The organism is Granulicoccus phenolivorans DSM 17626 = NBRC 107789 = JCM 15570, assembly GCF_000423085.1.
Taxonomy (GTDB): Bacteria; Actinomycetota; Actinomycetes; order Propionibacteriales; family Propionibacteriaceae; genus Granulicoccus; species Granulicoccus phenolivorans.
In genome coordinates this window covers 1-26,927 of record NZ_AUHH01000053.1, presented here as the reverse complement: position 1 = coordinate 26,927, position 26,927 = coordinate 1, and the positions used below count along the sequence as shown (strand labels likewise).

General features: G+C 71.0%; 16 protein-coding genes and 1 pseudogene. 12 read left to right on the top strand and 5 right to left on the bottom strand.

What is annotated here, in order from left to right; all coding sequences use genetic code 11:
• Positions 1 to 447: 447 nt before the first annotated feature.
• Positions 448 to 1,389 (top strand): hypothetical protein, encoded by a 942-nt coding sequence (locus tag G531_RS0116365; protein ID WP_145978803.1) that lies wholly within the window; start codon positions 448 to 450, stop codon positions 1,387 to 1,389.
• Between the two features lie 454 nt (positions 1,390 to 1,843).
• On the opposite strand, the gene G531_RS27030 is transcribed toward G531_RS0116365, so the two are convergent.
• Entirely contained in the window at positions 1,844 to 2,182 is a 339-nt protein-coding gene (locus tag G531_RS27030; RefSeq protein WP_305038387.1) for a helix-turn-helix transcriptional regulator, read from the bottom strand.
• Between G531_RS27030 and G531_RS0116355 the strand changes: the two genes are divergently transcribed.
• Positions 2,138 to 2,704 carry a Cif family virulence factor gene (locus tag G531_RS0116355; RefSeq protein ID WP_245630555.1) on the top strand — a complete coding sequence of 189 codons (567 nt, stop codon included), beginning with the start codon at positions 2,138 to 2,140 and terminating at the stop codon, positions 2,702 to 2,704. The genes G531_RS27030 and G531_RS0116355 overlap by 45 nt on opposite strands.
• 308 nt (positions 2,705 to 3,012) lie before the next feature.
• Positions 3,013 to 3,148 (top strand): annotated as a pseudogene (locus G531_RS27110) (IS481 family transposase); the annotation flags it as partial.
• Positions 3,149 to 3,183: 35 nt separating this feature from the next.
• Here G531_RS27110 and G531_RS23430 read toward each other — a convergent pair.
• Both G531_RS23430 and G531_RS0116345 read right to left on the bottom strand, forming a co-directional pair.
• Positions 3,184 to 3,345, bottom strand: a complete 162-nt coding sequence (locus G531_RS23430) for a hypothetical protein (RefSeq protein ID WP_211221888.1) — start codon at positions 3,343 to 3,345, stop codon at positions 3,184 to 3,186.
• Between the two features lie 110 nt (positions 3,346 to 3,455).
• The gene (locus G531_RS0116345) at positions 3,456 to 4,517 is read right to left on the bottom strand and encodes a class I SAM-dependent methyltransferase (protein ID WP_026928049.1); all 1,062 of its coding nucleotides are present in this window, start codon (positions 4,515 to 4,517) and stop codon (positions 3,456 to 3,458) included.
• A gap of 1,418 nt (positions 4,518 to 5,935) precedes the next feature.
• Between G531_RS0116345 and G531_RS26205 the strand changes: the two genes are divergently transcribed.
• Positions 5,936 to 7,471, top strand: coding sequence for an IPT/TIG domain-containing protein (locus tag G531_RS26205; protein ID WP_162143188.1), 1,536 nt, complete (start codon positions 5,936 to 5,938; stop codon positions 7,469 to 7,471).
• A 448-nt stretch (positions 7,472 to 7,919) separates the two neighbouring features.
• The gene (locus G531_RS0116335) at positions 7,920 to 8,414 is read left to right on the top strand and encodes a hypothetical protein (RefSeq protein WP_026928048.1); all 495 of its coding nucleotides are present in this window, start codon (positions 7,920 to 7,922) and stop codon (positions 8,412 to 8,414) included.
• 183 nt (positions 8,415 to 8,597) lie between these two features.
• Here the strand turns inward: G531_RS0116335 and G531_RS0116330 are convergent, their stop codons facing one another.
• Together G531_RS0116330 and G531_RS0116320 are read right to left on the bottom strand one after the other, a co-directional pair.
• On the bottom strand, positions 8,598 to 9,350 hold the full coding sequence (locus tag G531_RS0116330; RefSeq protein WP_145978802.1) for a hypothetical protein: 753 nt from the start codon (positions 9,348 to 9,350) through the stop codon (positions 8,598 to 8,600).
• Between the two features lie 557 nt (positions 9,351 to 9,907).
• Positions 9,908 to 11,032, bottom strand: a complete 1,125-nt coding sequence (locus G531_RS0116320; RefSeq protein WP_026928046.1) for a peptidoglycan-binding domain-containing protein — start codon at positions 11,030 to 11,032, stop codon at positions 9,908 to 9,910.
• Positions 11,033 to 11,605: 573 nt separating this feature from the next.
• Here G531_RS0116320 and G531_RS0116315 point away from each other — a divergent pair.
• Genes G531_RS0116315 through G531_RS23405 form a run of 7 tightly spaced genes read left to right on the top strand, consistent with a single transcriptional unit; the run spans position 11,606 to position 26,424 of the window.
• Positions 11,606 to 12,466: a peptidoglycan-binding domain-containing protein gene (locus G531_RS0116315; RefSeq protein WP_026928045.1), complete on the top strand. Its 861-nt coding sequence runs from the start codon at positions 11,606 to 11,608 to the stop codon at positions 12,464 to 12,466.
• Positions 12,467 to 12,503: 37 nt separating this feature from the next.
• Positions 12,504 to 13,265: a peptidoglycan-binding protein gene (locus tag G531_RS25820; RefSeq protein WP_051215625.1), complete on the top strand. Its 762-nt coding sequence runs from the start codon at positions 12,504 to 12,506 to the stop codon at positions 13,263 to 13,265.
• A 35-nt stretch (positions 13,266 to 13,300) separates the two neighbouring features.
• A complete protein-coding gene (locus tag G531_RS23410; RefSeq protein WP_051215624.1) occupies positions 13,301 to 16,207 on the top strand; it encodes a DUF6603 domain-containing protein in 2,907 nt (968 codons plus the stop codon).
• Positions 16,204 to 19,023: a hypothetical protein gene (locus G531_RS0116300; RefSeq protein ID WP_026928044.1), complete on the top strand. Its 2,820-nt coding sequence runs from the start codon at positions 16,204 to 16,206 to the stop codon at positions 19,021 to 19,023. Before G531_RS23410 ends, G531_RS0116300 begins: the two co-directional genes overlap by 4 nt.
• Positions 19,020 to 23,177, top strand: a complete 4,158-nt coding sequence (locus G531_RS0116295; protein ID WP_026928043.1) for a hypothetical protein — start codon at positions 19,020 to 19,022, stop codon at positions 23,175 to 23,177. Before G531_RS0116300 ends, G531_RS0116295 begins: the two co-directional genes overlap by 4 nt.
• Positions 23,164 to 24,825: a hypothetical protein gene (locus G531_RS0116290; protein WP_145978801.1), complete on the top strand. Its 1,662-nt coding sequence runs from the start codon at positions 23,164 to 23,166 to the stop codon at positions 24,823 to 24,825. The genes G531_RS0116295 and G531_RS0116290 overlap by 14 nt, the downstream gene beginning before the upstream one ends.
• A gap of 24 nt (positions 24,826 to 24,849) precedes the next feature.
• Entirely contained in the window at positions 24,850 to 26,424 is a 1,575-nt protein-coding gene (locus G531_RS23405) for a hypothetical protein (RefSeq protein ID WP_035759435.1), read from the top strand.
• The last annotated feature ends 503 nt before the right edge of the window (positions 26,425 to 26,927 follow it).

Here is a 26,927-nt window from a genome sequence, read left to right as displayed (position 1 = left end):
CCCGGCGACCGTGTCCAGTGCGCCACCGGCAGCACGCCGCTCAACGTAACGCTTCACCGTGTGGTGCGAACAACCGGCCAGCTCCCCGGCATCACGTAACGACCCGGTCAGGTCGTAGGCATCCAAGATTTCCATGATTTCCTCGGCAGACTTCAAGTTGTCCCTCCTCAGGGCGACGGGCGCTTCAGCACCGCCGATCGCACCTGAGGAGGGGCCTCAACCGTGGGAACCGGTGAGGCATACGACTTCGTGTCGGGCAGATCTCGTGACCGTCAGCGGGCAATCCTCATGTCCGCTACCAGGCAGCTTCGTGACCGTCTCCGGGCAGTCTCTCGTGGCCGCCGACACGCGCTTGAAAGTGAGGCCGATCCAGCGGTCCTCGCACGAGGTCGCGGTGCCCGTCGCAGCACCTGAAAACTGTCAGTGACCGTGGCTAGCGTGTGGGTTATGGGACTTGATGCCTACGTGGCCTGTACCTGCTTCCGCGACGGCGTCACGAGTGAGCCGCCCATACCGCGCAGCCTGATCGTGGTGGGCCCGACCGGGCGTCCGGAGACGGTGTGGGACCAGGACCCTGACGAACTCGTCTCGGACGCCCAACTCGACGTGAGCGTGCTGTTCCACGACTGGACCGACTCGGCATGCGCGCACCCGTTCATGGAGCTTGTCTCCGAGCGGATCGGGAACGTCATGGGGGTGGCGTGGCTGCGCGCGGTCGCCTCCGGGCTCGACCCTGGGCGGTTCGGACGCCTCACCGAGATTCTGGAGGGGCTCAGCGGGATGATGGATGACCTCCTGCCGGCCGACGAAGCACGTGCCGCGCTGCCGGAACTGGAGGCACTGCTCCGGGAGAGCGTGATCGGGTCCACGCGGGTCCTTCACGAGCTCGACGGTAGCGTCATCGACGATGAGCTTGATTCCCGGCCGATCGACTATGTGGCGTTTCGGTCGTTGGGGCCGTCACCCGGATTCAGGTCCGAGTTCGATGAACTCGTCGAGCTGGGTGTGGAGGGTTATGACTTTGTGGTGCGGAGCCGCGGCGCTGTGCCGGGGGAGTTGTTCCGGGCGCGTCTGGTGAATCAGGTCTGGGACCACGCCAGCGCCTCGGGCCCGGTCACGAAGTACGACGATCCGATCGGTCTGGTGACGTTCACGAACGTGGAGACCGGTGAGGAGATCACGGTGCGCTCGTTCGGGGTGAGAACGCGTATGCGGTGGCCGGACGGCTCGTTGTGGGATGAGGAGAAGGGCGCGTGGCTCCACTACCCGGAGGGGTTCATGGTGGGGGAACGCAAGCGCATGGTGCCCGAGCTGTGGTGGGTCCTGAGCAGCTTGCACCGGCTGTTCCTGGCGGCTGATCAGACCGGCAACCCGGTCGTCTGGTGCTGAGGTGCTGTCGACCTGACCGACGCAGCACCGGCCGAGCGGGGCGCGATTGAAGGCCGTTGGCTGCAGGGCGTACTGGGCCTGGGTTCCGGGATACACCGCGACGACCGTCGCGCGGGATCACGTGGACATCGGTGTGCCCTTCGTCGTCCTGGATCGCGACAACCTCGGCGATCGCGGCCCAGGGAAGGCGGGCGGCGGGGGAGTGGACGCCGCCGTCGTCGATGCTCCAGCCGGGCGCGGGCACGGGCCAACCGCTCGCCGGGGCGGGCTCGGGCAGTGGGGGGGCACCCCCCACTGTCCCAGTTGCCGGGGCCGCCCACCATGGCACCGACCGCACGGGCGCAGCGACTCTCAAGGTCTGGCGCGACTAGTCTCGCCGGTCGAAAGCTGCCCCAGCTGCGGCCAGTTCAGCCAGACTATTCAGGTATCGAAGCTCCCCGCTCGCCCAGTTGTACTAGTCGGGGGCATTGCTTGACCCGCCCGACGGACCCCTCGTGTCTGGGGGCGAGAGCGCGTCGACCAGCATTTTCATCGCGGATCGGGCGGGCTCGCTCACTGTCGGCCCGACTGCGGCCAGGCTGCTGATCAGGGCGGCGATCTCCGCGACGTCGAGCCGCAGGGGCAGTGGCTCCGTGGCGGCCGCGAGCACTGCCCCACCGGCGCGTCCTGGTGTGACGCTGATGGGGACCCCCGAGTGGCGCAACCGCTGGATGTCGCGAGCGACCGTGCGCGGAGTCACACCCAGCTCGTGAGCAAGTTCTTGGAACGTGCGACGGCGGCCTTGGCGGCACAAGATCGTGATGAGGTACTGTTGTCTCTCGACCCGCCTGAGCGTCAAGTGGGCATCTCGGGAGGCAGCAGCTGCGCTGCTCGAAGCTTGCATGCCGCAGATGGTAACCATGACGCTAGCCTGTCCTGGTTGATGATTATCGTGAGCGGCATGACAGAACACTTCAATGCGGAGCAGGTAGCCGGCTCCTTCTTCACGACCTACGCAGAGGCGTTGATGCGGCGAGACACGGCCGTCATCGCCGACCACTACGCGGTGCCTGCCCTGATCGAATTCCCCGAAGCTGCAATCTCCGTGAGCCAGCGGACGCAGACGCGGGCCTTCTTCGAGTCAGCCCTTCCGCAATACCACGACGTGACGGAACTGGACCACACCGTCAGGGTTGCTGCCTCCGGGCCCCACAGCATCTGGGCCGACGTGAGCTGGGACTACCACGGAGGAGCGCCAGCCGAACGCAACATGTATCAGCTGACCCAGCACGATGGGGTCTGGCGGATCGCGGTGCTCACCCCCTTGGCCAGCTGAGGCGTACGCAGGGAACGCCCCCATGGCAGCTTGCACGAACAAGATGATCAGCGACTTGACCACGAAGCGGGACCCACGCTCACTGCGAAGCGATCGATGCCTTTGTTCAGGGGCTCGGCTGGTCACCAGGATTGCCCTGGCCCGGGTCAGCAACGCCGTGAACCGGATGTTCCTCGGGCGGTGGGCCGACGAGAAGACGGCGGACGGCACCCTGTATCTGAACCTGACCCTCGAGCGTCCAGAACGCGGGCCGGGAGTGCGCAAGACCACTCAGGTCAGCACCCAATCGGTGGAATCACCACGTCGAGGTGAGTCCAGCCCTCACCGCGCAAAATGCCGCCCTCGCCCCCAACGACACCGCCTCATAGTCGCTCGCCTGATCGTCAATGACGGTGGCCGATCAGCGAGGTCGCGGCCCGCTTCCAGGTCTCCTGGCCGACGGTGGCTGTCGAGCCGACAAATCCGCTCCGTCTGATCGCTCACCCACGTACGACGGGACGTCTGCCTGCTCTGCCGGCCTGTTCGCGCAGTTCCCGCAGACGGTGGGCGCGGACCTCGGCGAGCAGCCGCGCCTTGTGGGCCTCGACGCGCTCCCGGTCCACGGGATGCGCGGCCAGGAAGTCCTGCAAAGACATGGCCATGACACTCATCTCTCCAGGTCCTACGGCGCTCACCGAACCCGTCCAGCATGGCACAACGCCCGCTCCGGGTTCAGCGCAGCGGGGTCGCACGGGCGTGCCTGCTCGCCCGGTCAGCTCAACGGTTTCCGGATCACGTAGACGGCGTAGACGCCGTCGTCGGGCCGGTGGATGTCGAGGTGGCCGCGCAGCCCGGCCGCGGCGAACAGCGCGAGCATGTCGTCGCTGGAGCGGGGCTGGATGTGGGGCCATTGGATGACGTTCAGGGTGAAGCCGAGCTGTGGGTGGCTGGTGAGCATGTTGCCGACCAGGAGGAGTCCGCCGGGTTTGACGCAGGCGAAGGCGTTGCGCAGGAAGGTGACCGCGCCGGCGAGCACCCGGCGGGTGGTGAGGATGCCGCGGTAGGTGTAGGTCCAGTCCTCTGGTTTCAGGTATTCGAGGATGCCGACCGCGTCGACGGCGTCGAACGTCTCCAGCCAGCCCGAGGGGCGGGTGAGTCCGGGCACCGGCCGGGGGAGCCGGGCGAAGCCGTCCCGGGTGAGGACGTTCGTCCGCACCGGGTGGGTGTGCTCGGTCAGGCCGTGGGCGGCCGCATAGGTGGTGGCGAGTCGGAGGGCGTTCTGGTCCAGGTCGGCCAGGGTGACGTGCGGCACCGGACCGCCGGCGGCGGCCAGGCTCTCCAGGGTGTGGAACACGGGCTGGGCGGCGCCGCAGGCGAGGGAGAGCCATCGGCCCGGTGCGGCGCCGGTGGCTTCCCGGGTGAGGACGTCCTGCATGACCGCGGCCCGGGAGCGGATGCCGCGGGCGTCGGCGATGTTGCGGAACCAGTCGCGGGTCTCGGCGTCGATCGGGGTGCCCGAGGGGAGCGCGGGGTCCTCGGGGTGGTAGAGCGGGTGCAGGGCGGCTGCCGTCGGGACCGTGGCCAGCCACGCGGCCGAGGCCGGCAACCGGTCCAGGATGGCCCGGGTGGCCGGGTTGGTGTGGTCGATCCGGGAGCGGCGGGTGCGGCCGTGTCCTGCGTCGGTGCCGTAGAACTGCGCGGCGGTGGCCTCCAGCAGGGCGATCTCCTGGCCGATCTCGGCGAGCCGGGCATTCGCGTACGGATCGGGCCGGTCGAACGGCACCTCGCGCACCGTGAAGTCGGACCCTTCGGGCGTGACGACGGTGCCAGTCATGGATCCCCTCACCTGAGGTAAGCGCGCTATTACCGTCAGTCTTGCGGGCCGCTTCCCAGAGTGGCAAATCGGGCGTGCCGATCCTCGACGGCTGCTGCCTCGGTGCGTCGCATGCTGGATGTGGAGCTGCTGTTTCGACCTGTCGAGGCGGCCTCCGACCCGCCGATTATCGCTAAATAAATGCTACTTTCGAGTACCGTGGCTTTTGGGTAGTTGTGAGAACTTTCTCGATCTGAATTCTTTCTGAACAGCCTCGGTCGGCGCTGCGGGTCCACTAGGTTCGCTGCTGGATCGTCGGGGGACGCGTACTGACTCTGCCCCGAGATGGTCCCAGGACTTCTACGGGGGGACGAGGAATGAAAACAACCGTGGTACGCCGGGGCATCGCCCGGCTGGCACCACTTCTGCTGATCGTAGGCGTGCTCACCGCGACACCGGTCACTCCGGCCCAAGCGGCAGGTGAGTGGACCGTGAGTGACCTTGGGGGCCTCGTAGGTTTCGGAAAGAGTGAAGCCCGTGCCGTCTCCGGATCCATCGTCGTGGGGCAGGGGGACGACGAGGCCTTCGCTTATGATCTCGCGAACCCTGCGGGTGGTGCCACGAAGCTGGGCGTGCTTGGCGACAGTGGCGAAGGGAAGACGAGTCGGGGTTCGGCTATTTCCGGTCAGACTGTGGTCGGCGGGTCCTCCACAAGTCTCGGTTCCCGCCCGTTTGCTTACAATCTCGCCGATCCGTCACCGAGTATGCAAGAGTTGGGTTCGCTGGGTGACGATATGTACGCCTTCGGAACAGGAGTTTCCGGCGACCTCGTGGTCGGGACTTCGACGCCTGATGCCCGCTCGCCAAGCAGGCCGTTTCTGATTGATCTGACTGACCCCACACGAAGGGTCACGGATCTGAGAGAGCAGCCTGGATTTCCTCAAGTCCTGTTTGGAACTGGAGTTTCTGGGATCTCTGGGAAATTGATTTCCGGAACGACGTATGTGAGCGTTCCTGATTCAGATCACATCGAGTTGAGGGGGTTCGCCTACGACCTGGATTCGCAGAAGAGTCACGATCTTGGTCTGTTGCACAGTAGCGGGGAACCTGGGCAGAACCACAGCGAGGCGACGGCAGTGTCCGGGCGGATTGTCGTGGGGCAGTCGAATGATCGTGCCTTCGTCTATGACTTGAATGATTCAACCGGCATGAAGGATATTGCCCCGGCTGGCCAGAATTACTCGAAGGCCACAGCGATCATGGATCGCTGGGTGGTCGGCGTGACTGGTGGTGACTTGTATGCAGGTACGTCGCGTTCGCAAGCCTTCGTCTACGACAGAACAAAGTCCACGGATGGCTTCGAGTACCTGGAAGTGCCTGTCGGGTTTGTCGGCTCGGAGGCCACCGGAGTGGCTGCGACCCGCACCGCAGTCCACGTCGTGGGCACTTCAACCAAGGCTGACGGCACCCTCCAGGCAACCGTCTGGACCAAGCGGCTGGCTCCCGCTCCCGCGCCGACCATCACGGGGATCGACCCAGCTTCCGGCCCCGCGGCAGGCGGGACCCAGGCCACGATCGCGGGCACGGGCTTCCGCCAGGGTGCCAAGGTCACGATCGGCGGGGCCGACGCGACCGTGTCGTCGGTCACGGACACGTCGATCACGGTCACGGTGCCCGCGGGCACCGCTGGTGCCCGCGATGTCGTGGTCACCAACCCGGACGGCCAGGGCGTCACCAGGACCGGCGGCTTCACCTACGAACAGGCCCAGGCTCCGGCGCCGACGGTCACCGGGATCGGCCCGGCCTCCGGGTCGGTCGCCGGCGGCACCCTTGCGACGATCGACGGAACGGGATTCCAGCAGGGAGCGAAGGTCACGATCGGCGGTGCCGAGGCGACGCATTCCTCGATGGGGGACACATGGATCCAGGTGAGGATACCCGCCGGCACGGCGGGTGCGCGCGATGTCGTGGTGACCAATCCGGACGGCCAGAAGGCCACACTGGCCGGCGGGTTCACCTACCAGCCGATGGCTCCCGCCCCCACGATCACGCGGATCTCACCCGACAACGGGCCCATCGGGGGAATGAGCGCCACCATCACCGGGACCGGCTTCGACCAGTACGCATCGGTGACCATCGGCGGGATCACCGCCAACAGGCTAGGGACGCCGACCAGCACCGAGATCCGGATCGCGGTGCCGCCGGGCATGGGTGGTCCCCAGGATGTGGTGGTGACCAACAGTGACGGACAGTCGGCCACGTTGAAGCAGGGCTTCACCTATTGGGTGACCCCGCCGCCGCAGCCGCCGGGACCGAATTTCGCGGTGACCGGGGCGATCGGGGAGAAGTGGCGGGCCACCGGGGGGCTGGACGGCCCGTTGGGGCAGCCGCTCGACCGGGAGCACGACGGCCTGGTCCGCGGTGGCTGGTACCAGATGTTCACCGGCGGCACGATCACCTGGGCTCCGGGCGTTCCGGCCTCGATCACCAAGAACGCGATCCGGGGCAAGTGGATGTCCCTGGGGGCGGAGAACGGACGGCTGGGCTACCCGGTCACCGATGAGATCTGCGGCATCAAGGACGGCGGCTGCTACCAGGGCTTCCAGGGCGGCTACCTGGTCTGGAGCCCGCAGACCGGCACGCACGTGTCCTGGGGCGGGATCCGGTCGGTGTGGATGGCCAACCGGGCCGAGAACGGACGCCTGGGGTATGCGACCTCCGATGAGATCGCGCTGACCAACGGCGGCTTCCGGCAGGACTTCCAGGGCGGCAGTGTCTATTGGTCCCCGGCCGGCGGGGGGCACCCGGTCTGGGGTGGCATCGGCAGTTTCTGGAAGGCCCGGGGCGCGGAGACCAGCTCGTACGGCTATCCGACCAGCGGGGAGCAGTGCGGCCAGGTGAATGGCGTCGAACAGTGCGTGCAGTACTTCCAGCGGGGTTCGATCTCCTGGAACGCGCGGGTCGGGATCTTCTGACCGCGGTCCTGCCTGACACACCTGCAGTGGGCGTCCTCCGAACGGGGGCGTCCACTGCTGTTCTATCCAGGAGCGATCCTGGGTCGAGCAGGGTGTTTCCCTCCGTGCTGATGTGCCAGTTACCGAGAAGACAACCGGTGGTTCTCGCCGTGACGGTGCATGGCATTGGGTACGGCGATGCCGTCAGGCTGCTCGGGGTGCATGGGTCCGGCTCCCCTGGCTGTACCGCAGCGGCGGCGCCACGACCCTGGATCGGTCGGCTCAGATCTCACTCGCCGAATCGGTTGACACCCCTGTCTGGCTACTCGATCCTGATTATATCGGGATAAGGGGAATGGTCCCATCGCAACGCCCGACGCACAGCCGCCATTCGGCCGTTTTGTTCAGCAGTCAATCCCGTTCCGGCAGACCGTCCTGTCGGCCACTCATTCACACCCAAGGAGTACCCGTGAAACGCAGCACTCCAGCCATCGCAGCAGTTCTCGCCCTCGCCTTTCCCTTCCTCGTGTCGTCTCCCGCCTTTGCGGAGGACGCACCCAGCATCGAAGCCACCGCGGTGCAGGCATCTGACAGGTCGGTAGCGGCCATCAACACGTGGCTGCCTATCGACGGCACGGTCCAATCCGTCACCGGACCGGTCATCGTGACGGGGACCGTCCACGTGGTCGTCAAGGAGTATCCTCCGGGCCCGATCCGTCCCATCAGAATTTCGACGAATCTCGCCGGGGTCACCGCCACCACCGCCCAGAGCAGCACACCGGTGACCGGGGCCCGGGTCACCTCGGTGGAGAACCTTGATACGCCCGTCCTCGTCAGCTACCCGCCCGGCCCGATCCGTGGCATTCTCCCGGCCGGGCTCACCCTCGAGTACCGGGTGTACAGGAACGCCGACACGGGGAACCTGGACGTCACGGCCCGCGTGGTGGATGCTCCCCTCGAGTAGGTCAGCAGCGTTGGGGTCCTGCGGGTTCGGTTGCAATCCAACGGGACCCGCAGTCCTCTGAGCGGCTGAACGGGTCTGGCCGTGAACCGGCCACCCTCACCCGGGGCTCGCGTGCTGGAACGCTTCCCGGGGTCCTGGGGTCGCGCCGCCGAGTCTGCGGTGCTCCCGAGAGACCGCCGGTCCTCAGTGGTGTGCGGTCCGCTCGCGGACGTAGGCGTCCAGGGCAGGCAGCCGGTACTCGGGATCGCGCCCGGGCAGGGCGACGTGCTGGACGCCGGTCGGTACCGTGGTCCGGAGGCTGCAGGCACGTGACGGGCCCCGGCAATGGTGGGCGAAGCCGACGACGTCGCGGAGGGGGATGCGGCGCGGGGGCCGCAGGGGCGTACGCAGGACGACCTCCTGGTCGGTGATGGTCGCGGTCACCCAGCCCGCGCGCAGCATGAGTGCGGCCACCCCGCCGGTGATGGCTGCCATCGGGAGAAAGAACAGCGCCATGAACGCCGCCCCGGACACGGCCGAGTACATGGTCACCGCCACGAGGAGCCCCGTGAGCGCGGCGAGCACGGTCACACCGATCGCAGCGCCCACCCGGGTGCCGGTCTCGGTGCGCAACTGCACGGGGAAGGCCAGCTCGGAGGGCCGCCGGCGCGCGGCGGCGACGGCGTTCAGGGCCCGGAGCTGAGCGGCGCCGTCCTGGTGGGCGTACTGGGCCGGGGTCCGGGTGAGGCCGGGGATCCGGCGCGACCGGCCGTCACGGGTGATCACCCGAACATCGGTGTAGCCCTCCTCGTCCTGGATCGCGACGAACTCGGCGATCTCGGCCCAGGGAAGGCGCGCATCGGGGGAGTGGACCCCGGCCTCGTCGATGCTCCAACCGGGCGCGGGTGCGGGCCACCCGCTGGCCGGGGCTGGCTCGGGCAGTGGGGGTGCGGTCACACCGCCACTGTCCCAGCTGCCGGGGCCGCCCACCATGGCACCGACCGCACGATGGGGTCTGGCGGATCGCGGTGCTCACCCCTTTGGCCAACTGAGGCGTACGCAGGGAAGGCCCCCTTTGACAGCTTGCACGAACAAGATGATCAGCGGCTTCACCACGAAGTCCGGGACCCACGCTCACTGCGAAGCGATCGATGCCTTTGGTCAGGGGCTCGGCCGGTCACCAGGATTGCCCTGGCCCAGGTCAGCTACGCCGTGAACCGGAAGTTCCTCTGGCTGTGGGCCTACGGGAAGACGGCGGACGGCACCCTGTATCTGAACGTGACCCTCGACCGTTCAGACCACCGGGCGGGAGTGCACGAGGCCGCGTAATGGCCGACGTGAGGATTCCTCCGAGCAATGCGACGCGACATGCCCATGTCACTCACCTCCAAGTCCGACGGCGCTCACCGAACACATCCAGCATGGCACAACGCCCGCTCCCGTTTGAGCGGAGCCGTCCGTCGACGCTCGCCGGAGGTCGTCGGTTCGGGGTCCCCTGATCCTCGCGCCGGAGGTCAGTGGGCCAGTGCCGGAAGGGCGACTCCGGCGGCGGTCGCCAGGGCTCGCAGTCCGGCGATGATGGCGGCAACTGCCTCCACTTCCGCGGCCGTGACCGCGGCTGCCGCCGCGACCTCGGCCAGGGCGATCAGGATCGCGAGCAGGCCTGCGGTCAGCCGCACCCGATTGAAGTATTCGACGTAGTCGCCCTTGAGGCACAGGGTCCAGAAGATCAGTCCTCGTACCGGCCGGCGCAGTTCGAGGACCGGCTGGATGTGCTCGCCGGCCGGCCCGACCATGGGGGTCAGCGGAATCTCGCGGCTGGGGGTGTACCGACGCCCCGGGACGTAGGGGAGCCCGGTGGCCGCGTAGTCGTCCAGGATGCTGATCAGCTTTCGGGTCGCCGCACTCGCTCCGCTGACACTCGCCGGCTTGATCTCGTACCACTCGGACTGGGCCCCCGCGTGACGCAGGATGTCGGGGCGTCGATTCCCCTGCAGGCGCGTCACCTGGGCGGGCGTGAGCGCGGGGTGCTCCTGCTGCAGGAACGTCGCGTACGGTGTCGAGCTCTTGGAATCGTCGAAGAAATCGGTCGGGCCCGAGGGCGCCATGAGCGTGCGGAAGTCCGCGAAGACCAGGGGCTCCACGATGGTTTCGCCGAACCACCCGGCAATGAGCGGACCCAGGTCCATGGACAGCCGAAAACAGATCCGGTCGCGCAGCTCGAACAGGTCCAATACCTTCTGTCCGATCGAGACGTCGCCCAGCACGAGCTCGGCGATCCCTGCCTTGTAGGGATCGAGGGCCAGGATGCCCGCCTTGGTGGGCACGGGGGAGGCCAGCCTGTCGTCCTGGAGGAAGCCGATCTCGGCATCGAGCGCCGACGCCGTCCCCACACCCACGACGGGGTCGTTCGGCACCAGGCCCCGGTCGGTCTTGTAGGTGACGATGGCGTCGGCGGTCTCGCCGCCGATCGAGAGAATGCCGTCGATATCGGTGGTGGGCAGCTCGTATCCGATCGCCACGAGCGCTGTCTGCAGGAGTTCCACCGCATCGGAGGTCTCCGGGGCCATGATCCGCCGCTGACCTGCCGCGACGGCCTGAAGCTCGGCATTCGAGCCCAGCAAGGGTGAGTCGAGCATCTGTCCTGCCTTGGAACGAGGGCCGCACTCGGCACCAGGAGGGTCCGGAAATCGGTCCGGTCCTCCCGGGAAGCTCACCGGGGTCACCGCGGGTATGTCTCAGAGGTCGGGGTTGGTTCAGGAGGCTCGATGAGGGCCTGGTTCAGGCGCCGGAATCCCACCGCGTCAGGGGCCCGGGGAAACCGGGTCATGTCGGAACTAGAGCTACCGCTCACTCTAGAAGAACGGGCATGCAAAATCCATTACGGGCAGGCCGGGGTGCCGTGAAGGGTTTTCGCCCGGTGAGCCTGCGAAATTTCCGCAACGAAACGCATGACCGTCATGGGATCGCGGTGTTGTCGTCGAAATACAGTACTTCCCGCGGGCTCGGACACGGTGAAAGCATTTCTTCAGGTGGAGCCGATGAAGTCGCCTGCACGTCCGCCGACTTCCGGCCTTCTGAGCGTCTTGCCGAGGAGGCAGGCCGTAGCCGCATGCCCGTCGACCGCGTAGCAATCATGGTCCCCGCCGGAAGAGTTCGGGGCTCCCTTTCGCCGACAACGATTCTCGAAGAATGGGGCAGCTGTGCACGACATGGTGCTGACGAATTGGTTGCGTTTCAACGAACCGTTGGAGGGCATCGTCCATTTCATGTATCAGGACGTCAAAGGCTGGGTGAGTACCGGCGTCGGGAACAAGATCGATGAAACGGCCCAACCCAACTCGGCGCCGACGGCTGCCGAACGGGCGGCTTCCCTGCAGTTGGCCACCCAGTTGGACTGGCACGATCAGAACACCCAGGCGTCCGCATCCGCCGACGAGGTGGCGGCGGCCTGGGATGCGGTCAAGGCTCGTCTGGACCTGGCGCCGCAGGGGCACCGCGCCTTCGAGCCGCTCACCCAATTGCGACTGTCCGACGGCGAGATCGACCGCATCGTCCAGCAGAAGGCGCTGGAGATGGAGCAGACCCTGACCTCGCGTCCGGAGTTCGGCGACTTCGCCAGTTGGCCGGCGAACGCCCAGTTCGGCACGCTGAGCATGTCGTGGGGGATGGGGCCGATGTTTCGCTTCCCCAGGTTCCAGGGATTCGTGGCGGCCGGCCAGTGGGCCGCTGCCGCGGAGGAGTGCAGGTTCACTCCCGATGAGGGAACCATCAAGCTGCGCAACAAGCTCGATCGGATGCACTTCCAGCTCGCCCAGACGGTGGCCGACCGGCAACTTCCCGTGGAGAGTCCGGCCCTCGGGCTCGACTCGGTGCTCGGTGTGCAGCACGCGCTGTGGATGCTGGGATTCGATCCCGGCGCGCAGGACGGCGGCGACGGCCCGCGGACCCAGGCCGGTGTCCGGTCCTTCCAGAACGGGGTCGGAGTGACCCCCAACGGCGCCTGGAACGACCCGGATACCCAGGCACAACTGGCTGATTCCCTGACCGGGAACGGCTGGACCGTCGTCTGAGCCGTCCGGACGCACCCTCAACGAACGGAGTGGACCCATGTCTTTCGACATCGCGATGTCCCATCCCCTCGGAGCCTCCGCCGGCCAGGGCGGATACGGCGGACCGGGAATGGGTGGTCATCAGGGACCGAACTGGTACATCGCCTACGGGATGGACCTCGCCGCGCCCGCCGGCACCGACGTCTACGCAGCCTTCGATGCGCACCTGACCAAGGTGCAGCCCCACGTCGCGGCGACCGACTCCGGCAGTGTCTACGGGGCGCAACTGTTCATGCGCGCGCCCAACGACATGATGGGCGCCTTCTACACCCACATCACCGACGTGCCCGACGGCCTCGCGGCGGGATCCCAGGTTTCCCGGGGTGACTTTCTGGGCCGGATCCTCGTGTTCGGCGGGATTCCCGCGCACCTGCACATGGCCCTGGTCGAGATCATCGGCGGTGCCCCGAACGGCCGGTACCTGGGTGTCGATCTCTACAACACGTTCCTGACCACCCCGGGGCCCTGGACGGTCACGTTCGCCCAGGACGGCACCCCGCCCACCGTGGCCGACGGAGACGGCGGGCCGGCCGCGATCGACGTGTCGACGTTGCGGGGTGTCCAACAGGGATTGGCCGCCCTCGGGTACGACCCGGGGCCGATCGACGGGATCGACGGGCCGCGGACCCGGGCGGCGGTGGCGGGCTTCCAGAGCCAGGTGATGCAGATCGGGGCGCCCCCGGGGGTCGTCGACGACGCGACCCGTGCGGCGGTGGCCGACGCGCTGCGTGCCGCCGGGTACGCCGTGGTGGGTGCCTGAGGACGTCCGAGCGCGACACCGGAAAGGCAGGGGACATGGCACTCGATCCCGGACGGGAATTGCTCGCGTTCCTCCAACGTGAGGTCGTCACCGCCTTCCGCGACGCGGTGCGGCAGGCGGTGAGCGGACTCGGAGCGTTGGAACCGGACCCGACGGTGGCCGGAACCCCGTTCGCGGGCAAGATCCTGACCCCGGTCGACAGTCCCGATCCGGTGCTGGCGGCCCTCGGCCTGCTGACCGGCCGCGACGGATCGACCACGGGCGAACTGCGGTTCTGGCGCGACCCGGGGGACCCCGGCCCGCCGGACGGGATCGCCTATCTGCTGCGCTCCGGCAGCACCCTGGTGGCTCTGGTGGTCCGGCCCGACGCGCCCGCGCCGCTGGCGTTGCGGCTGGCCGGGGTCGCCGGCGGACGGACGCTGAGCCTTCCCCTGACGGCCGGCGTCACGCTGCGGCTGTCCACGATGGGGGACGCCGACGAGATCGCGGTCGCCCTGCCGGTGGACGGCCCGCCCCAGGTGGAACGCCTGGACAGCGCCAGCCGCGTCGACGTCGCGGTGGGACGCACCGCGGGCACCACCGAACTGGGCATCCCCGGCGGCCCCTCGGTGCAGATCGGAGCCTTCGAGGTCGGCGGTCACCTCGCCGCAACCCTGGCCGATCCGTTCGAGCGCACCGCGCATCTGGAGATCGTCGGGGGCCGGGTGACCCTGGCGCCGTCCTTCGTCGGGTCCCTGCTGCCGGTCGATCTGTCGTTCCCGCTCGATCTCCGGCTCCGGGCCGCGCCCGAGAGCGGGCTCCAGCTCAACGGCAGCAGCGCCCTGCGCACCCGGCTGTCCGGCGGCGCGGCCGCCCCGGACCTCGGCACGAGCACCGGCCGTTGGCTGGATGTGGCCGTGCAGGGGATCGACCAGGCCGGCTCGTCGGTGACCGTCGCGTTCGCAAGCGCCCTCGAGGCCTCCCTGCCCGGCCTGCCCGTCGACATCCGGATCGACGGTCTCGGGATCCGGGTCCCGGTCGGTCTGCGTCCGGGGGCCGGGTTCCTGCCGGCCGCCGATGCGCTCGGGGTCGACGAGCCGCGGGGGATCGACCTCGCGCTCACGCTTCCCCTGGTGAGCGGGGCCGGCGGCCTGACCCGGAGCGGAGACGATCTGGTCGGCGTCCTGGGCGTGCGCATCCCGCCGGTGCAGGCGACCGCGTTCGGCGTCCTGACCCCGGCCGCGCCGGGCCGCCCGTTGTCGCTGCTGGTCAGTGTCGGAGCCACCTTCCCCCCGCCGGGCATCCAGATTGGCTTCGGATTCGCGATCTCGGGGGTCGGCGGCATGGTCGGCATCAACCGGCGCATCGACCGGGACGCGCTCGTGCGGGCGATCACCGACGGTTCCGCGGCGCAGCTGCTCTTCCCGGCCGACCCGGGCGCGGCGGGACGGACCGCGATCGACGCGCTGCCCCGGTTGTTCCCCGTGGCGCGCGGGTCCCTGCTGGTCGGGCCGATGTTCCAACTCAGTTGGGGTGGACGCCTGGTCACCGCGTCGGTGGCGGTGCTGGTGGAATCCGCCGCCCAGGTCCGGCTGACCATTCTCGGCACGGTGGTCGTCGCGATCCCCGACCCGGCGGTACCCCTCATCCTCCTGCAGGCCACCTTCGCCGGGTTCATCGACCCGGCCGAACCGAGTGTGATGTTCGTGGCCAGCCTCACCGGCTCGCACATCGTGGGCGTCGCCCTGTCGGGGGACCTGCTGCTGCTGGCCCGCGGCGGTGACGACCCGACCTTCGTGCTGAGCGCCGGCGGGTTCCACCCGGCGTTCACCCCGCCGCGCGGCGTCCCGGCCCTGCGCCGGCTGGCCATGGACCTGTCACCGGTCTCGTGGCTGGACCTGCGCTGCGAGGCCTATGTCGCGATCACCTCCAACACCATCCAGCTGGGCGCCCGCCTCGAGCTGCGCGCAGAAGTCGCCGGATGCGGGCTGCGCGGCTGGCTGGCCTTCGACGCGATGGTCCAGTTCGAGCCGTTCCGATTCGTTGCCGACATGTCGGGCGGGATCGCGTTGCGTGCGTTCGGCAGGAACCTGGTCGGGATCGCGCTCTCGTTGCACCTGGAAGGGCCGGCGCCCTACCTGGCCCGCGGTCGCGGTTCGATCGACCTGTTCCTGTTCGAGGTATCGCTCGACTTCGAGATCGGCTGGGGCTCTCCGGCCCCGGCCCTGGCCGCACCGTTCGACATCGGCCAACGCCTCCGCGATGCGCTGGCCGGCCCGTCCGCCTGGCGCGCCCGAGGCACACCCCCGGCGGGGGTGCGGCTCACCGCGGCCGCCCAGCAGGCGCTCAACGACGCCCTGCTGGTCGACACTGGCGGCGCCGTCGGCGTCCGCCAGGAGGTGGTCCCGCTGGGGGTCTCGATCGAACGGATCAACGGGGTGCCGATTCCCGCGCAGACCTGGAACATCTCCGCGGGTGAGTTCGGGCCGGGGCAGCCTGCGGGGCGGACCGTCGAGATCACCGCCCCGTTCGCGCCCGGGCTGTTCCTGCCCAGCCGCACCGACGACGAGGCGCTCACCCGGCCCGCGTACGTGGCCCTGCGTGCCGGGGTCGAACTGCACCCCGACGCCGAAACCGGCCCCGACGAGCGAGCGGTCGCCTTCGACTGGGAGGAACGCGTGATCGCCCGCGACGTCCCGCGGCCGGTCACGGCATCGGCCGGCCACCTGCTCGACCTGAGCACCCTGTGGACTCTCGCCGAGAGCGTCGGGGACCAGGACCCGGGCTGGTGGCAGCCACCCGAGCAGGTCGTGACCGTGGCCGAACAGCCGCCGCTGTCCCTTGCCTACAGCTGGTCGATGGCGCCGGCGGGCCCGGTGGATGCCGCCACGGCGCTGGGCCTGGCACAGTCGCCGTCCGGCGAGCTGCGGACCCTGGAAGCGTGGGAGGTGACCGGCGGATGAGTGACCTGACCTTCGCGTCCTACCTGCAGGGCCCGCTGGGCGCGGCCATCCGGGCCCAGGACGACGGCGGGCCGCTGCCGCCGCCGGCGTTCGCGCCGGCGGTCACCCTGACCAGCACCGTGGCGCCCCCCGTGCAGGTGACCGGACCGGCGATGGGCCTGCTCGGCCCCGGCCACGCGGCCGGACTGCCGGCCGGGGCCGTGGTGCGCTGTGACCCGCCGGACGGGGTCGCCGACGTCGAACCGAACTATTTGGCGGCCGTCGAGCTGGTCCCGCCCGACCTGCCCTGGCTGCTCACCCCCGCACGCCCGGCCGGCGGCCGGCTGCGACCCTGGCTGGTGCTCGTGGTCGTGGACGAGGTCCCGGTGCGTCCGGGCGACCCGCTGCCCACGATCGAAGCCCCACTCGACCAGCTGCCGGACCTGCGCGACTCCTGGGGCTGGGCCCACGTCCAACGCGTTCGGGGAACCGGCCTCCTGCCGGGCGGCGGGCAGGCCACGGCCGGCACCGTGGCGCGCCTGCTGTGCCCGCGCCGGCTGAGCGAGGGGCATCGCTACCGGGCCTGCCTGGTCCCGGCCTTCGCCTCGGGCGTCGCGGCGGGACTCGGCGACCCCGGGGCCGACCGGGTGCCGCACGACCTCGCCTGGCGCATCGACGGGCCCACCCCCGTGCTGCTGCCCGTCTACCACACGTGGACGTTCGCGACCGGGCGCAGCGGGGACTTCGAACAGCTGGTGACCCGGTTGCATCCGGCCGACCCCGCACAGCTCCGGCAGGCGTCGGTCCGCCCGATCGACATCCGGGCTCCCTGGCCCGGCGACCGGCCGCTCGCCCCGGACTCCCAACTGGTCGGCGTGCAGGGCGCGCTGGTCCCGTTCGGGGACGTGCCCCCGCCGGTGCCGACCGCCGGTACCGAGACGCTCGACGCCTTCGACACCCGGATCCGGGCCCACCTGAACGCCCGGGCCGACCAGCTGGCCGGGGCCGTTCCCGGCGACACCGTCGGTGCGGTCACGCCGCCGATGTACGCAGCTCGCCACGTGCTGCAGGAGCGGGTCTCCGGCCCCTCCTGGTTCGTGGAACTCAACACGGCGGTGGCCCGGCGCGTCGCCGCCGGGATCGGTACGCAGTACGTGCGGGACCACCAGGAAGATCTGATGGCGAAGGCCTGGGACCAGGTCGGGGCGATCCGTTCCGCCAATCGGCTCCGTGGGATCGCCGAGCTGACCACCGCGGTCGCCGAGGGCGTCCACCGCCGGCACGTGGCCACCCTCGCTCCGGGGGAACTCCTCGCGTTCGCCGTGCCCGCCGACACCCGGACGACGACCGGCCCCGAGGTCACCCTGGCACAGGAGACGGCGATGAGCCGGATGGCCGGCGGCACCGGGACCACCGGGTTCATGCGCCGGCTGCGCCCCGACGGCAAACTGGCGCGCCGGTCCCGGGTCTCGGTCGGGGACCTGCTGCCGCGGGCGCTGCGCGGGGACGTGACGATCCCCGGCGCGGCGGCGGTCGTGCCGGACACCCCGACCGTGACCGCCGACGGAGTGGCGGCGGTCGCGGCGGTCGCCGCTGCCGACCAACTGGTCGCGGTGGCGACGCTGGCCCGGGTGGCCCGGCTGAACGAGTCCGCGGACGCCGGGGACCACCTGGACCGGCGGCTGGCCGAGGTCCGGCTCGGCCCCGACGCACTCACCGCGATGCAGCTCGGGGCCCCGTCCCGGGTGGCCCCGGCCATCGTGGCCGACCTGGCCACCGTCACCACCATGACCACCCAGTTGCTCAGTGATCTGGTCACCGATCGGGCCGGATTCGGCACGGTGGACCGGCTCGGGGTCCAGATCTCGGCGAGCGCCCTGGCCGATCGCGTGGTGACGGCGCTGCACCCGGGGCGCCGCCACCATGCCCGACTCGATTCGATGCTGGAACTCCCCGGACAGGTCACGGCCGCCGGGCCGGACGGGCCGGTGATGGCGTACCCGGTCTTCCCGGTACCGACGGCACTGACTCTGCTGGACTCCGATCCCGAGTGGTTCATGCCCGGACTCGGGGCGGTGGCCACCGACACCGTCGCCCTGCTGCGTCCCAACAACGCGTTCGTCGAGGCCTACCTGGCCGGGATCAACCAGGAGATGATGGCCGAGCTGCTGTGGCGGGAGTACCCGACCGATCAGCGCGGGACCCCGTTCCGACAGTTCTGGCCGCGACCCGACGCGACCGCCGACATCCCACCCCTGAACGAATGGACCGACGACGTCCCCCTCGGGAGTCATGCCACCTTCGGGGACGGCCTGACCGTCCTGCTGGTCCGCGGCGACGTGGTCCGACGCTATCCCGGGATGACGGTGACCGCCGCCCGATCCGGACCTCCCGATCAGGCCGGCCGGGTCCGGCCCGATCCGACCCAGGACGCGGTCCCACCCCTGTTCGCGATCCGGATCGACGACGCCACGGTGGCCTACGGCTTCCCGCTGCCGTCGACCGAGGTGGACGCGTGGTTCTTCGTGTTCGCCGAGCACGGACACCGGCTCCGCTTCGGATTCGACGAGCCGCCCGGCCCGGGTGAGGCCCACGACTACACCGGCTGGTACGACCTGACCTGGCCCGCCGACGAGCAGAATCCCGGGCCTGGCACCGTTCCGCAGGGCCGCGGGCACGCCCTCGCCGGGACTGCCCTCGATCCGCCGGCCGCGCCCGGCCCGGACGCACCGGCGTGGAACCGGGACGCCGCCGACATCGCCCGGATCGCGCTGCAGCGACCGTTCCGGGTGGCCATCCAGGCCGCCGTACTGCTCGGGCCGGGAGCACCGGGATGACCGATCTGACCGAACTCCGCCTCCGTGTCCGGGCCACCCGCAGTGCCCGGGAGGCCGCCCGCCGCGCGTTGCGGGACGTCGAGGCCCGGGCCTCGAGCTGGCGCACCCCGGACGGGGTCTGGACGGAGGTCGATCAGGCCCTCAACCGGGAGCTGTTCGCCCGGATCGAGCAGCTCAAACAGGAGTTGCCCGCGTGCACCCAGACCGAGGACGAGGCCCGACGCGCCCATGAGGACGCGGTCGCCGCCTACGACGAGGCCGCCCGGGCGGCGCCGCAGGTGGCCGGTGACGAGCCGCTGCTGCTGCTCCCGCTGCGGGTCGAGGCCCTCTATGCCGAGCGGAACGCCGCACCGGTCCTGCAGGTCCGGGTCTACCCCGACGACATCCATGTGGACAGTCACGAAGAGGCCCTGACCGCCGGCGAGGAGGCGGCCGGGCGGGCCTATTGGCAGTCGGTGCATGCCGCCGGCGGGGACCCGGTGCTGCGCGAGGCGGCCTGGCGTGACCTGGTCCGGGCCTGTACGGGCGCCCGGGCGGCGTGGGTCGCCCGGGTGCTCACGCCGGGGAACACACCGCCGGCCCCGCCGGAGTTTCCCGTCGTGGCCCGGCGGGACGCCGCCTGGACCCGGGCCGCCGAGACGACCCTGCTGCCCGACCACCTCGACGTCTCGGCCTACCGGGACGGCGCGCTCATCTGGCGCCTGTCCGGTGCCCAGATCCCGCATCCGCTGCCGCTGGGGATGGCTCCCGCCCCCGACGACCCGCCGGCCGGGGAGGAGGACACCGTTCAGTTCGACCCGGCCAGCCGCTGGCTGATCGACTTCGATGCCGCCGTGGCGTGCGGCATGGCGGTGGTGGCACCCCTGACCGACCCGGCGGAGACGTTCGACCTGCTGACCGTGGTCGGGGTGAGCACCGCGGACGCCGCCACGGGGGCCGCCCGGGTGCAGCAGATGCTCACCGCCCACGCCTACCTGGACGGACTGGCGGCCCTGCCCCAGGGAACCCCGACGAACAACACCCCGGGGAGCCGCAGCGGGTGGCGGTCCCGCACCGCACCCCCGGACCCGGCCACCGCCGCGGCCCGCACGGCGGCCTATCGGGCCGACGGCGACCAGGACGCCGCGCGGCTGGCTCGGGCTCTCGGCGTGGACGGCCGTGAGGTCCTCGCGACGGTGTTCGAGGCCGAGAGCGGGGACGCGGCGCTGCTGCGCCGGCTGCACCGGCTGGAGGCCAACTGGTTCTCCTGGTCCCGAGCGTTCCGGCCGCTCACCGATGACCGGGCCGCGCCGGCCCCGATCGACGAACCGTGGTTCGCCCCGGTCGCGGCCCATTTCAGCGAGCAGGTGCGGGCCCGGGGACCCCTGCCGGTGCTGCGTGTGGGCCGGCAACCCTACGGTCCGATTCCGGTCAGTACGATCGACCTGTGGCGCGGGGATGACCTCCCGACCGGGATGGCCGATGTCGTCACCTCGCTGCTCACCGAGTTCGAGCTGGCGCTGCCCGGTGCCCTGCGGGTCGGGGAGGGCGTCGATCAGGATGCCGTGCTGCTCGACCTGTTGGGCCGCGACGGCAGCCCCGGCCGTCTGGTCACTGGCTTCGATGTCAACCAGCGTGACCTGAACCAGGGGCCACCGCCGGCCGCGTTCGGCGCGCTGCCCGCGGATCGGCGGCTCGCCTGGCAGTCCGTCGACACCGGGCCCGGCCCGGACGAGCCCGGCGGGGATCCGTCCCGACGGATCGAGGAGTTCCCCGCCACCGTGCCGGAGGAGGTGCGCGCCCTGCTGGCCGAGCGGCCGCTCACCCAACTGCTCGTGCTGTTCGACGAGGCACTCCAGACCATGCGTGACACGGGGATCGCCCCCCGGGCCGACGCCTTTGCCGCACGCTACGCGCCGCTGGCCCGGCGTCTCGCGCAGGTGCTGGCGGCGCCCACCCAGAGCGTGTTCTACCAGCAGGCCGAGTGGGCCTACAACGCCCTCAACAACATCTGCTCGGCCGGACCGGTGCCGGCCGCCGAGATTGCGGCACGGGTCGTCGAGGGTGCTCGGTTCCGGGCCCTGCTGGCCCGTTATGTGGCATTGGAGGACACGGCCGCAGCCGATCTGCCGAGGCTGGAGCGGCTGCTGCGCGAGGTGCTCCAGACCCTCGCGTCGCGGATCGATGCCTGGGTCACCTCGCTGGCGACCGCCCGCCTGACCGCGATCCGGGCCCAGACCCCGGACGGAATCCGGGTGGGGGGCTACGGGTGGCTCACCGCGATCGATCCCTCGACCCCGAACGCCCCGGCCGAGGGCTTCATCCTGACCCCGTCCCTGCACCACGCGACCACCGCCGCGGTGCTGCGGTCCGGGTGGCAGGCGCACAGCGACGGCGAGGCGTTCGCCGTCGACATCCAGTCCACCCGGGTCCGACGGGCCCAGGCGATGCTCGACGGTGTCCGGGAGGGGCAGACGGTGTCGGCGTTGCTCGGCTACCAGTTCGAGCGAGCCCTCCACGACGCGCGGCTGGACCGGTTCATCGCCGGCTTCCGGGCGAGCTATCCCTTGGCGCCCCTGGTCGAGCCGGACACTGCCGACGCCGCCGGGGCCCGGATCGCGATCGGGGCCCGCAACGTCGTCGACGGCCAGGCACTGCGCTCGGATCCGCGACTGCGCACCGACGACGCCGCGTTGGCGGCGGCTGCGGGCGCCGCGCTCGACGAGGACGCGGCCCGGCTCCGGCGCCTGCTCGGGGAGCTGGATGAGACCTTCGATGCCGTGGGGGACCTCCTGCTGGCCGAGAGCGTCCATCAACTGGTGGGCGGAAATCCGGTCCGGGCCGGTCTGGCCGCGGACGCGCTCGGCCGCGGGCTGGCGCTGCCCACCGAGTTCGACGTGCTGGCCACGCCGCGCGGGGGAGTGGCGGCCACGCATCATGTCGCGGTCGGGTTCCCGGCGGCCCCGGGGCCGGGATGGACCGACGATCGGCCCCTGGCCGTCCTCGACCCGGGTCTGGAAGGGTGGGTACGGGACCGCCTCGGACCCGCCGAGTCCTGGCCGTTCGGTGCCGCGTTCGCCGGGTGGTGCGCCCTGGACGTGCTGGCCGCGAGCCCGGAACGGCTCCGGGCCGTGGCCGGTGCGGTGCCACCGGACGGAGCGCTGGAAGACTTCGTGCTCCTGTGCGACGGGTTGCGCGCGACGCTGGCGGGGGCCACACCGCTGCTGCCGGTGCACTTCGATGCCGCGACTTCCTCGCCCGCGGCCGGGGTCGACCTGACCGACCTGCACGCCAGGGTCGTGCCCTGGCTCGCGGCCGTGCGCGCGGCGCGGGCCGAGCTGGGCGACGCCGCCACCGTGGCGACGGCGCTCACCCGGCTGGACGCCCTCGGTGTCCCGGCCGGCGACGACCCGGGGGCCGGCGCCCGGGTGCGGGCCCACCTGGCGGCCGCGGTCCTGGAGGATCCCGGCGTCCCGCCCGACCCCGCCACCGGGCCGGCGGAGGCCGCGGCCTGGCTCACCACCACCCTGCGGCAGGTGGGCCAGCTTGTTCCCCCGTGGCTGGTGGTGGCGCCGGTGCTGACGGCGGTGCCCGGCGCCCCCGACCCGGTGCCCGGACCGGACGAGATCGCCGCCTGGCGGCGCGACCTGGGCCAGGTCAGACCACGACTCGACCGGCTCGACCAGGTGATGCTCGCCAGCGAGCTGCTCGCCGGGCGGGCACCGGCCCCGGACACGGTGCGGCAGGTACCGGGCGCCGGGGGCACCGGACCGTGGATCGCCACCGCAGGGGTGGACGCCCTCGGCCGCGGGCCGAGTGCGGTCCTGCTGACGGGTGCACTCGAGGGGCGTCCCGCGGGGGTGGTGATCGACTCGTGGACCGAGGTGATCGGCCGAGGGCCGACTCCGCCGCCCGCCGCGCCGGCCGACGCGGTCGAGGCGGTCGAGGCGGTCGAGGAGGTGGCGGGGCTGGCCTTCGAGTTCGACCGGCCGGGCGCCCGACCGCCGCAGGCGCTCCTCATCGCCGTGCCGCCGGACCGCAGCCGCGGCTGGTGCCTCGAGGACGTCCACGCCTGCGTCGAGGACACGCTGACCCTGGCGCAGGTGCGGACCCTCGACCTGGCCGACCTGCCCTCGTTGCGCGGGGTCCTTCCACTCCCCGATGGGCAGGGCTGACATGCAGTACGACTTCCCGACCCGGGGCCGCAGCATCGAGGACGGCCTGGCGGCCCGGATCCGCGACCCGCTGTGGCTGCTGGCGCGACAGTGGCAGTTCGGCGAATACGTGCACGAGAACGTGGGCTCACCGGCCTGGGTCGAGGTCGTCAGTGAACACCACCGGATCGACCAGTGGCGACGCGACGACGTTGCCCCGTGGCACCCGTACCAGGTGAGCGCCGAACCCTTGGAACGGATGGTGGAGGAGCATCAGGGTGGGCCGACCCCGCGGCTGCGCCTCGACGGCGGGGTGCGCTGGGCGCGGGCGGTGGGGGCCGACCTGCCGGCGTTCGTGTCCCGCTGCGGCTTCCCGGACGCCGACCTGGTCGATCCGCTCGATCGCCGCCTGCGCCGCGCGGTGCCGGACGGGGCCGTTCTGGCGGACACCCTGCGGCGGCTCGCGGACCCGGCCGCCGCCGAGGCCGAGCTGGCGGCACTGCGGCTCGCGGCGCCGATCGCCGCGACCGCAGAGGCCCTGGCCGGGCCGGCCGGGGCCTGGCTGGCCTGGTGGGACGCCCAGGTCCCGCGGATGATCGCGGAGGACGAGGACTGCTGGGACGAGCATCGGATGGAGCACACCGTGGCGCTGCGCGCCTCCAGCCTGCCCTCGGTCGAGTTGCGGTCGGCCGGCTATGCGGACGGGCGACTCGACTGGTCGTCGTTCGACGCGGTCACCCTCCCGGCCGACCGGGACCCGACCCCGCAGGTGCACCGGCAGTTCGCCATTCCCGCCCCGGCCCGCTTCGGGGGCATGCCCGCGCCGCGCCTGTGGGAAATGGAGGACGCCCGCTTCGACCCGGGGGCGATCGACGCGGGCCCGATCGACCTCGGCCGGTTGATGCTGGTGGGGTATGCCACCGTGTACGGCAACGACTGGTTCGCCCTGCCGGTCCGGGTTCCGGTCGGGAGCCTGAACCGGGTGACCGCGTGCACCGTGCACGACGTGTTCGACCGGACCCGGACCCTGCCGGAGCTGACCGTCGACGTGGACGGCTGGAACCTGTTCGGGCACACCAGGCTCGAGGTCGACCTGCTGCCCGGCCAGGAGCGACCCACCAGCCCGTGGTTGTTGCACGCGCCGGTGCTGCCCGGGGCGTTGGAGGGGCCCCCGACCGACATCGTGATGCTGGTGCGCGACGAGATGGCCAACCTGTCCTGGGCGGTGGAGGCGGTGATCGCCGACGGGCACGGCCGGGCGTTGGACCGTTTCGAACGGTGGGCCGCGCGCGAACCGGAGCCGCCGGTCGCCCGGGAGCACCCGCAGTACGTGGTCGCGACCGAGGTCCCCGATCACTGGTTCCCGCTCGCCCCCGAACAACTCGCCGACCTGGAGTCGATCCGGCTGCGGCTGGTCCCGCTGAGCCGCCTGGTCGACGGGGAACCGGTGGCGCAACGCCCCGGGGGCACCCTGCTCCCTGCGGGCGACGCCTGGCTCTACGAGGAAGAGGTGCCCCGGGCCGGCGCCCAGGTGGTCCGCGGGTGGCGGGCGGCGACCTGGTACGACGGGCGGCGCCACGTCTGGCAGGCGCGGCGCAAACGCACCGGCCGCGGCGAAGGGTCGAGCGGACTGCGCTTCGACCACGTGATCGGCACCGACCCGGCATAACGCCGGCCGAGGAGAGGCGGAGAGATGGACGTACAGCTGGGCTGGCGCGCGTGCAGCCGCTGCCAGGGATTCATCAACGTGACCGGTGCGGGCGGAACCTGCCTGGGCAACCAGATGCACGAGTTCTCGGCCAGCGCGGAGTACCGGGCGCTGTGGAGCACGTTTCCCGCGAACGTCCAGTCGGGCTGGGGCTCGTGCACCCGGTGCGGACGGATGGCGTTCCGCGGCGCACCCGGCGTGTGCTGGGACGGGGCCCCACACGAGTACGACCAGTTCGCACCCGATTACGGAGTCCCGTTCGGTCCCGACCACCCCGGCACCGAGGCCGGGTGGCGCTGGTGCGCCCGCTGCCAGTGCCTGAACGACATGAACAATCCCTCGCACGCGTGCTTCGCGGGCGGAGACCACGACCTGTCGGGAAGCGCCGAGTATGTCGTCCAACGGATCGCCACCGGCATGCAGGGCTGGTGGGGGTGGTGTCGACGCTGCCAGGGCCTGGTCAGCGGAGAAGGGCAGGGCGTCTGCCACGGGGGCGAGGCACACGACTACGACACCGGAACCCTGTTCACCCTCCCGTTCGGCAGCACCACGGTGGGCGCCCAGAGCGGGTGGCGCCGCTGTGCGCGCTGCGCGATGCTCGCCTTCGCCCCGGACGGACCGGGCGTCTGCTACGCCGGGGGTGACCACGACCTCCGCGGCCCGTACGACTACGGGGTCCTGGTGGACACGGTGCCGACCAGTGCCCAACCCGGATGGCGCCGGTGCAGCAAGTGCCAGGTGCTCAGCTACACCGGCTTCGAGATCGGGACGTGTCCCGCCGGCGGGACGCACGATCACGCGGCCAGCCCCGTCCACGGTCTGTGGCCGAGCTATGCCAAAGACGGCCAGCCGGGGTTCCGCGCCTGCGCCCGGTGCGAGGCCCTGGTGTCGATCGTCGTGGCCCGGGGAGAGTGCCGCGGGGGCGGGCTGCACGACGTGCGGGCCAGTGCCGCCTACGTCGTGACCGAAGGCTTCGTCCCACCCGGGGGCGACGGCTGGCGGCGCTGCGCCCGCTGCCAGGTGTTGGTCTTCGGGGGCTTCGAGACCGGCGGCCTCTGTTTCGACGGCGGCGGACACGACCTGACCGACTCGATGCTGTACGGGGCGTTCGTCAGCGACCCGCCGGAGAATGCCGAGCCCGGGTGGCGCCGGTGCCGGGTCTGCCAGGAACTGGTCCGCACCACCGGTGCCCCGGGAGCCTGCCACGCCGGTCAACCCCACGACGTCACCGACAGCGCGGAGTACCTGGTCGCGGTCGAGCTGCCGCCGGTGCCGCCGCCCCCGGCCGGGCCCCGGCTGACGGTGACCGAGAGCGCCGACCGGGTGACGCTGACCGGGACCGGATTCACCGCCGGGGCCACGGTGGAACTGGCCATCCGGCTGGGCGCGGCCGCCGTGACCCAGCAGGTGACCAGCGATCCGACCGGTGGATTCAGCCACGTCATCACGGAGGTGGTTCCCGCTCCGGCGGACGCCACGGTCCTGGCGAGCACACCGGAGGGGGAGCTGGCGACCGGGCGCCTGACGTCCTTCGTGCCCGCCGCCCTGGTGCCGCACTGAGTCCTGGGCCGAGCCGGATCTTCGGCTCAGGACCGCCCGTCCTGGACGCGCCATTCGTAGGCCCGGTGCGTGTCGACGGTCAGGCGGGTGCTCGTGACGCGTCCCGATACCGGTCGAAGGCATCGGGAGCAGGGTGGCCCCGATCGGGGCGACCTCACGCGCCTCGGGATCGCGGGCCAAGGGGAGGCTGTGGCACCTGCGTCGTTCGTGGCGAGCCCGACTGCGGCGGACCGGCAGGGTCTGCGATCGGGCAACCGTTGCACTGCCCGCCCTGCGATGCTCGGTTCCGCACCGGGCCCTGAGATTGGGACGGCGGCTGGACAGAGACGCGACCGGAGGGGGCGAGGCCGACGTGGGCCCCCGGGCGGCTCGGGGGCGTGATGCTCAGGACCTCGGGAGGTAGCCGGCCTTCGTGATGGCGGCACGGACCTCGTCGGGATCCACCGGACCGGTCACGGTGACCGTGGAGACGCCGCCGGAGGTCAGGTCGACCTCCACCGCCG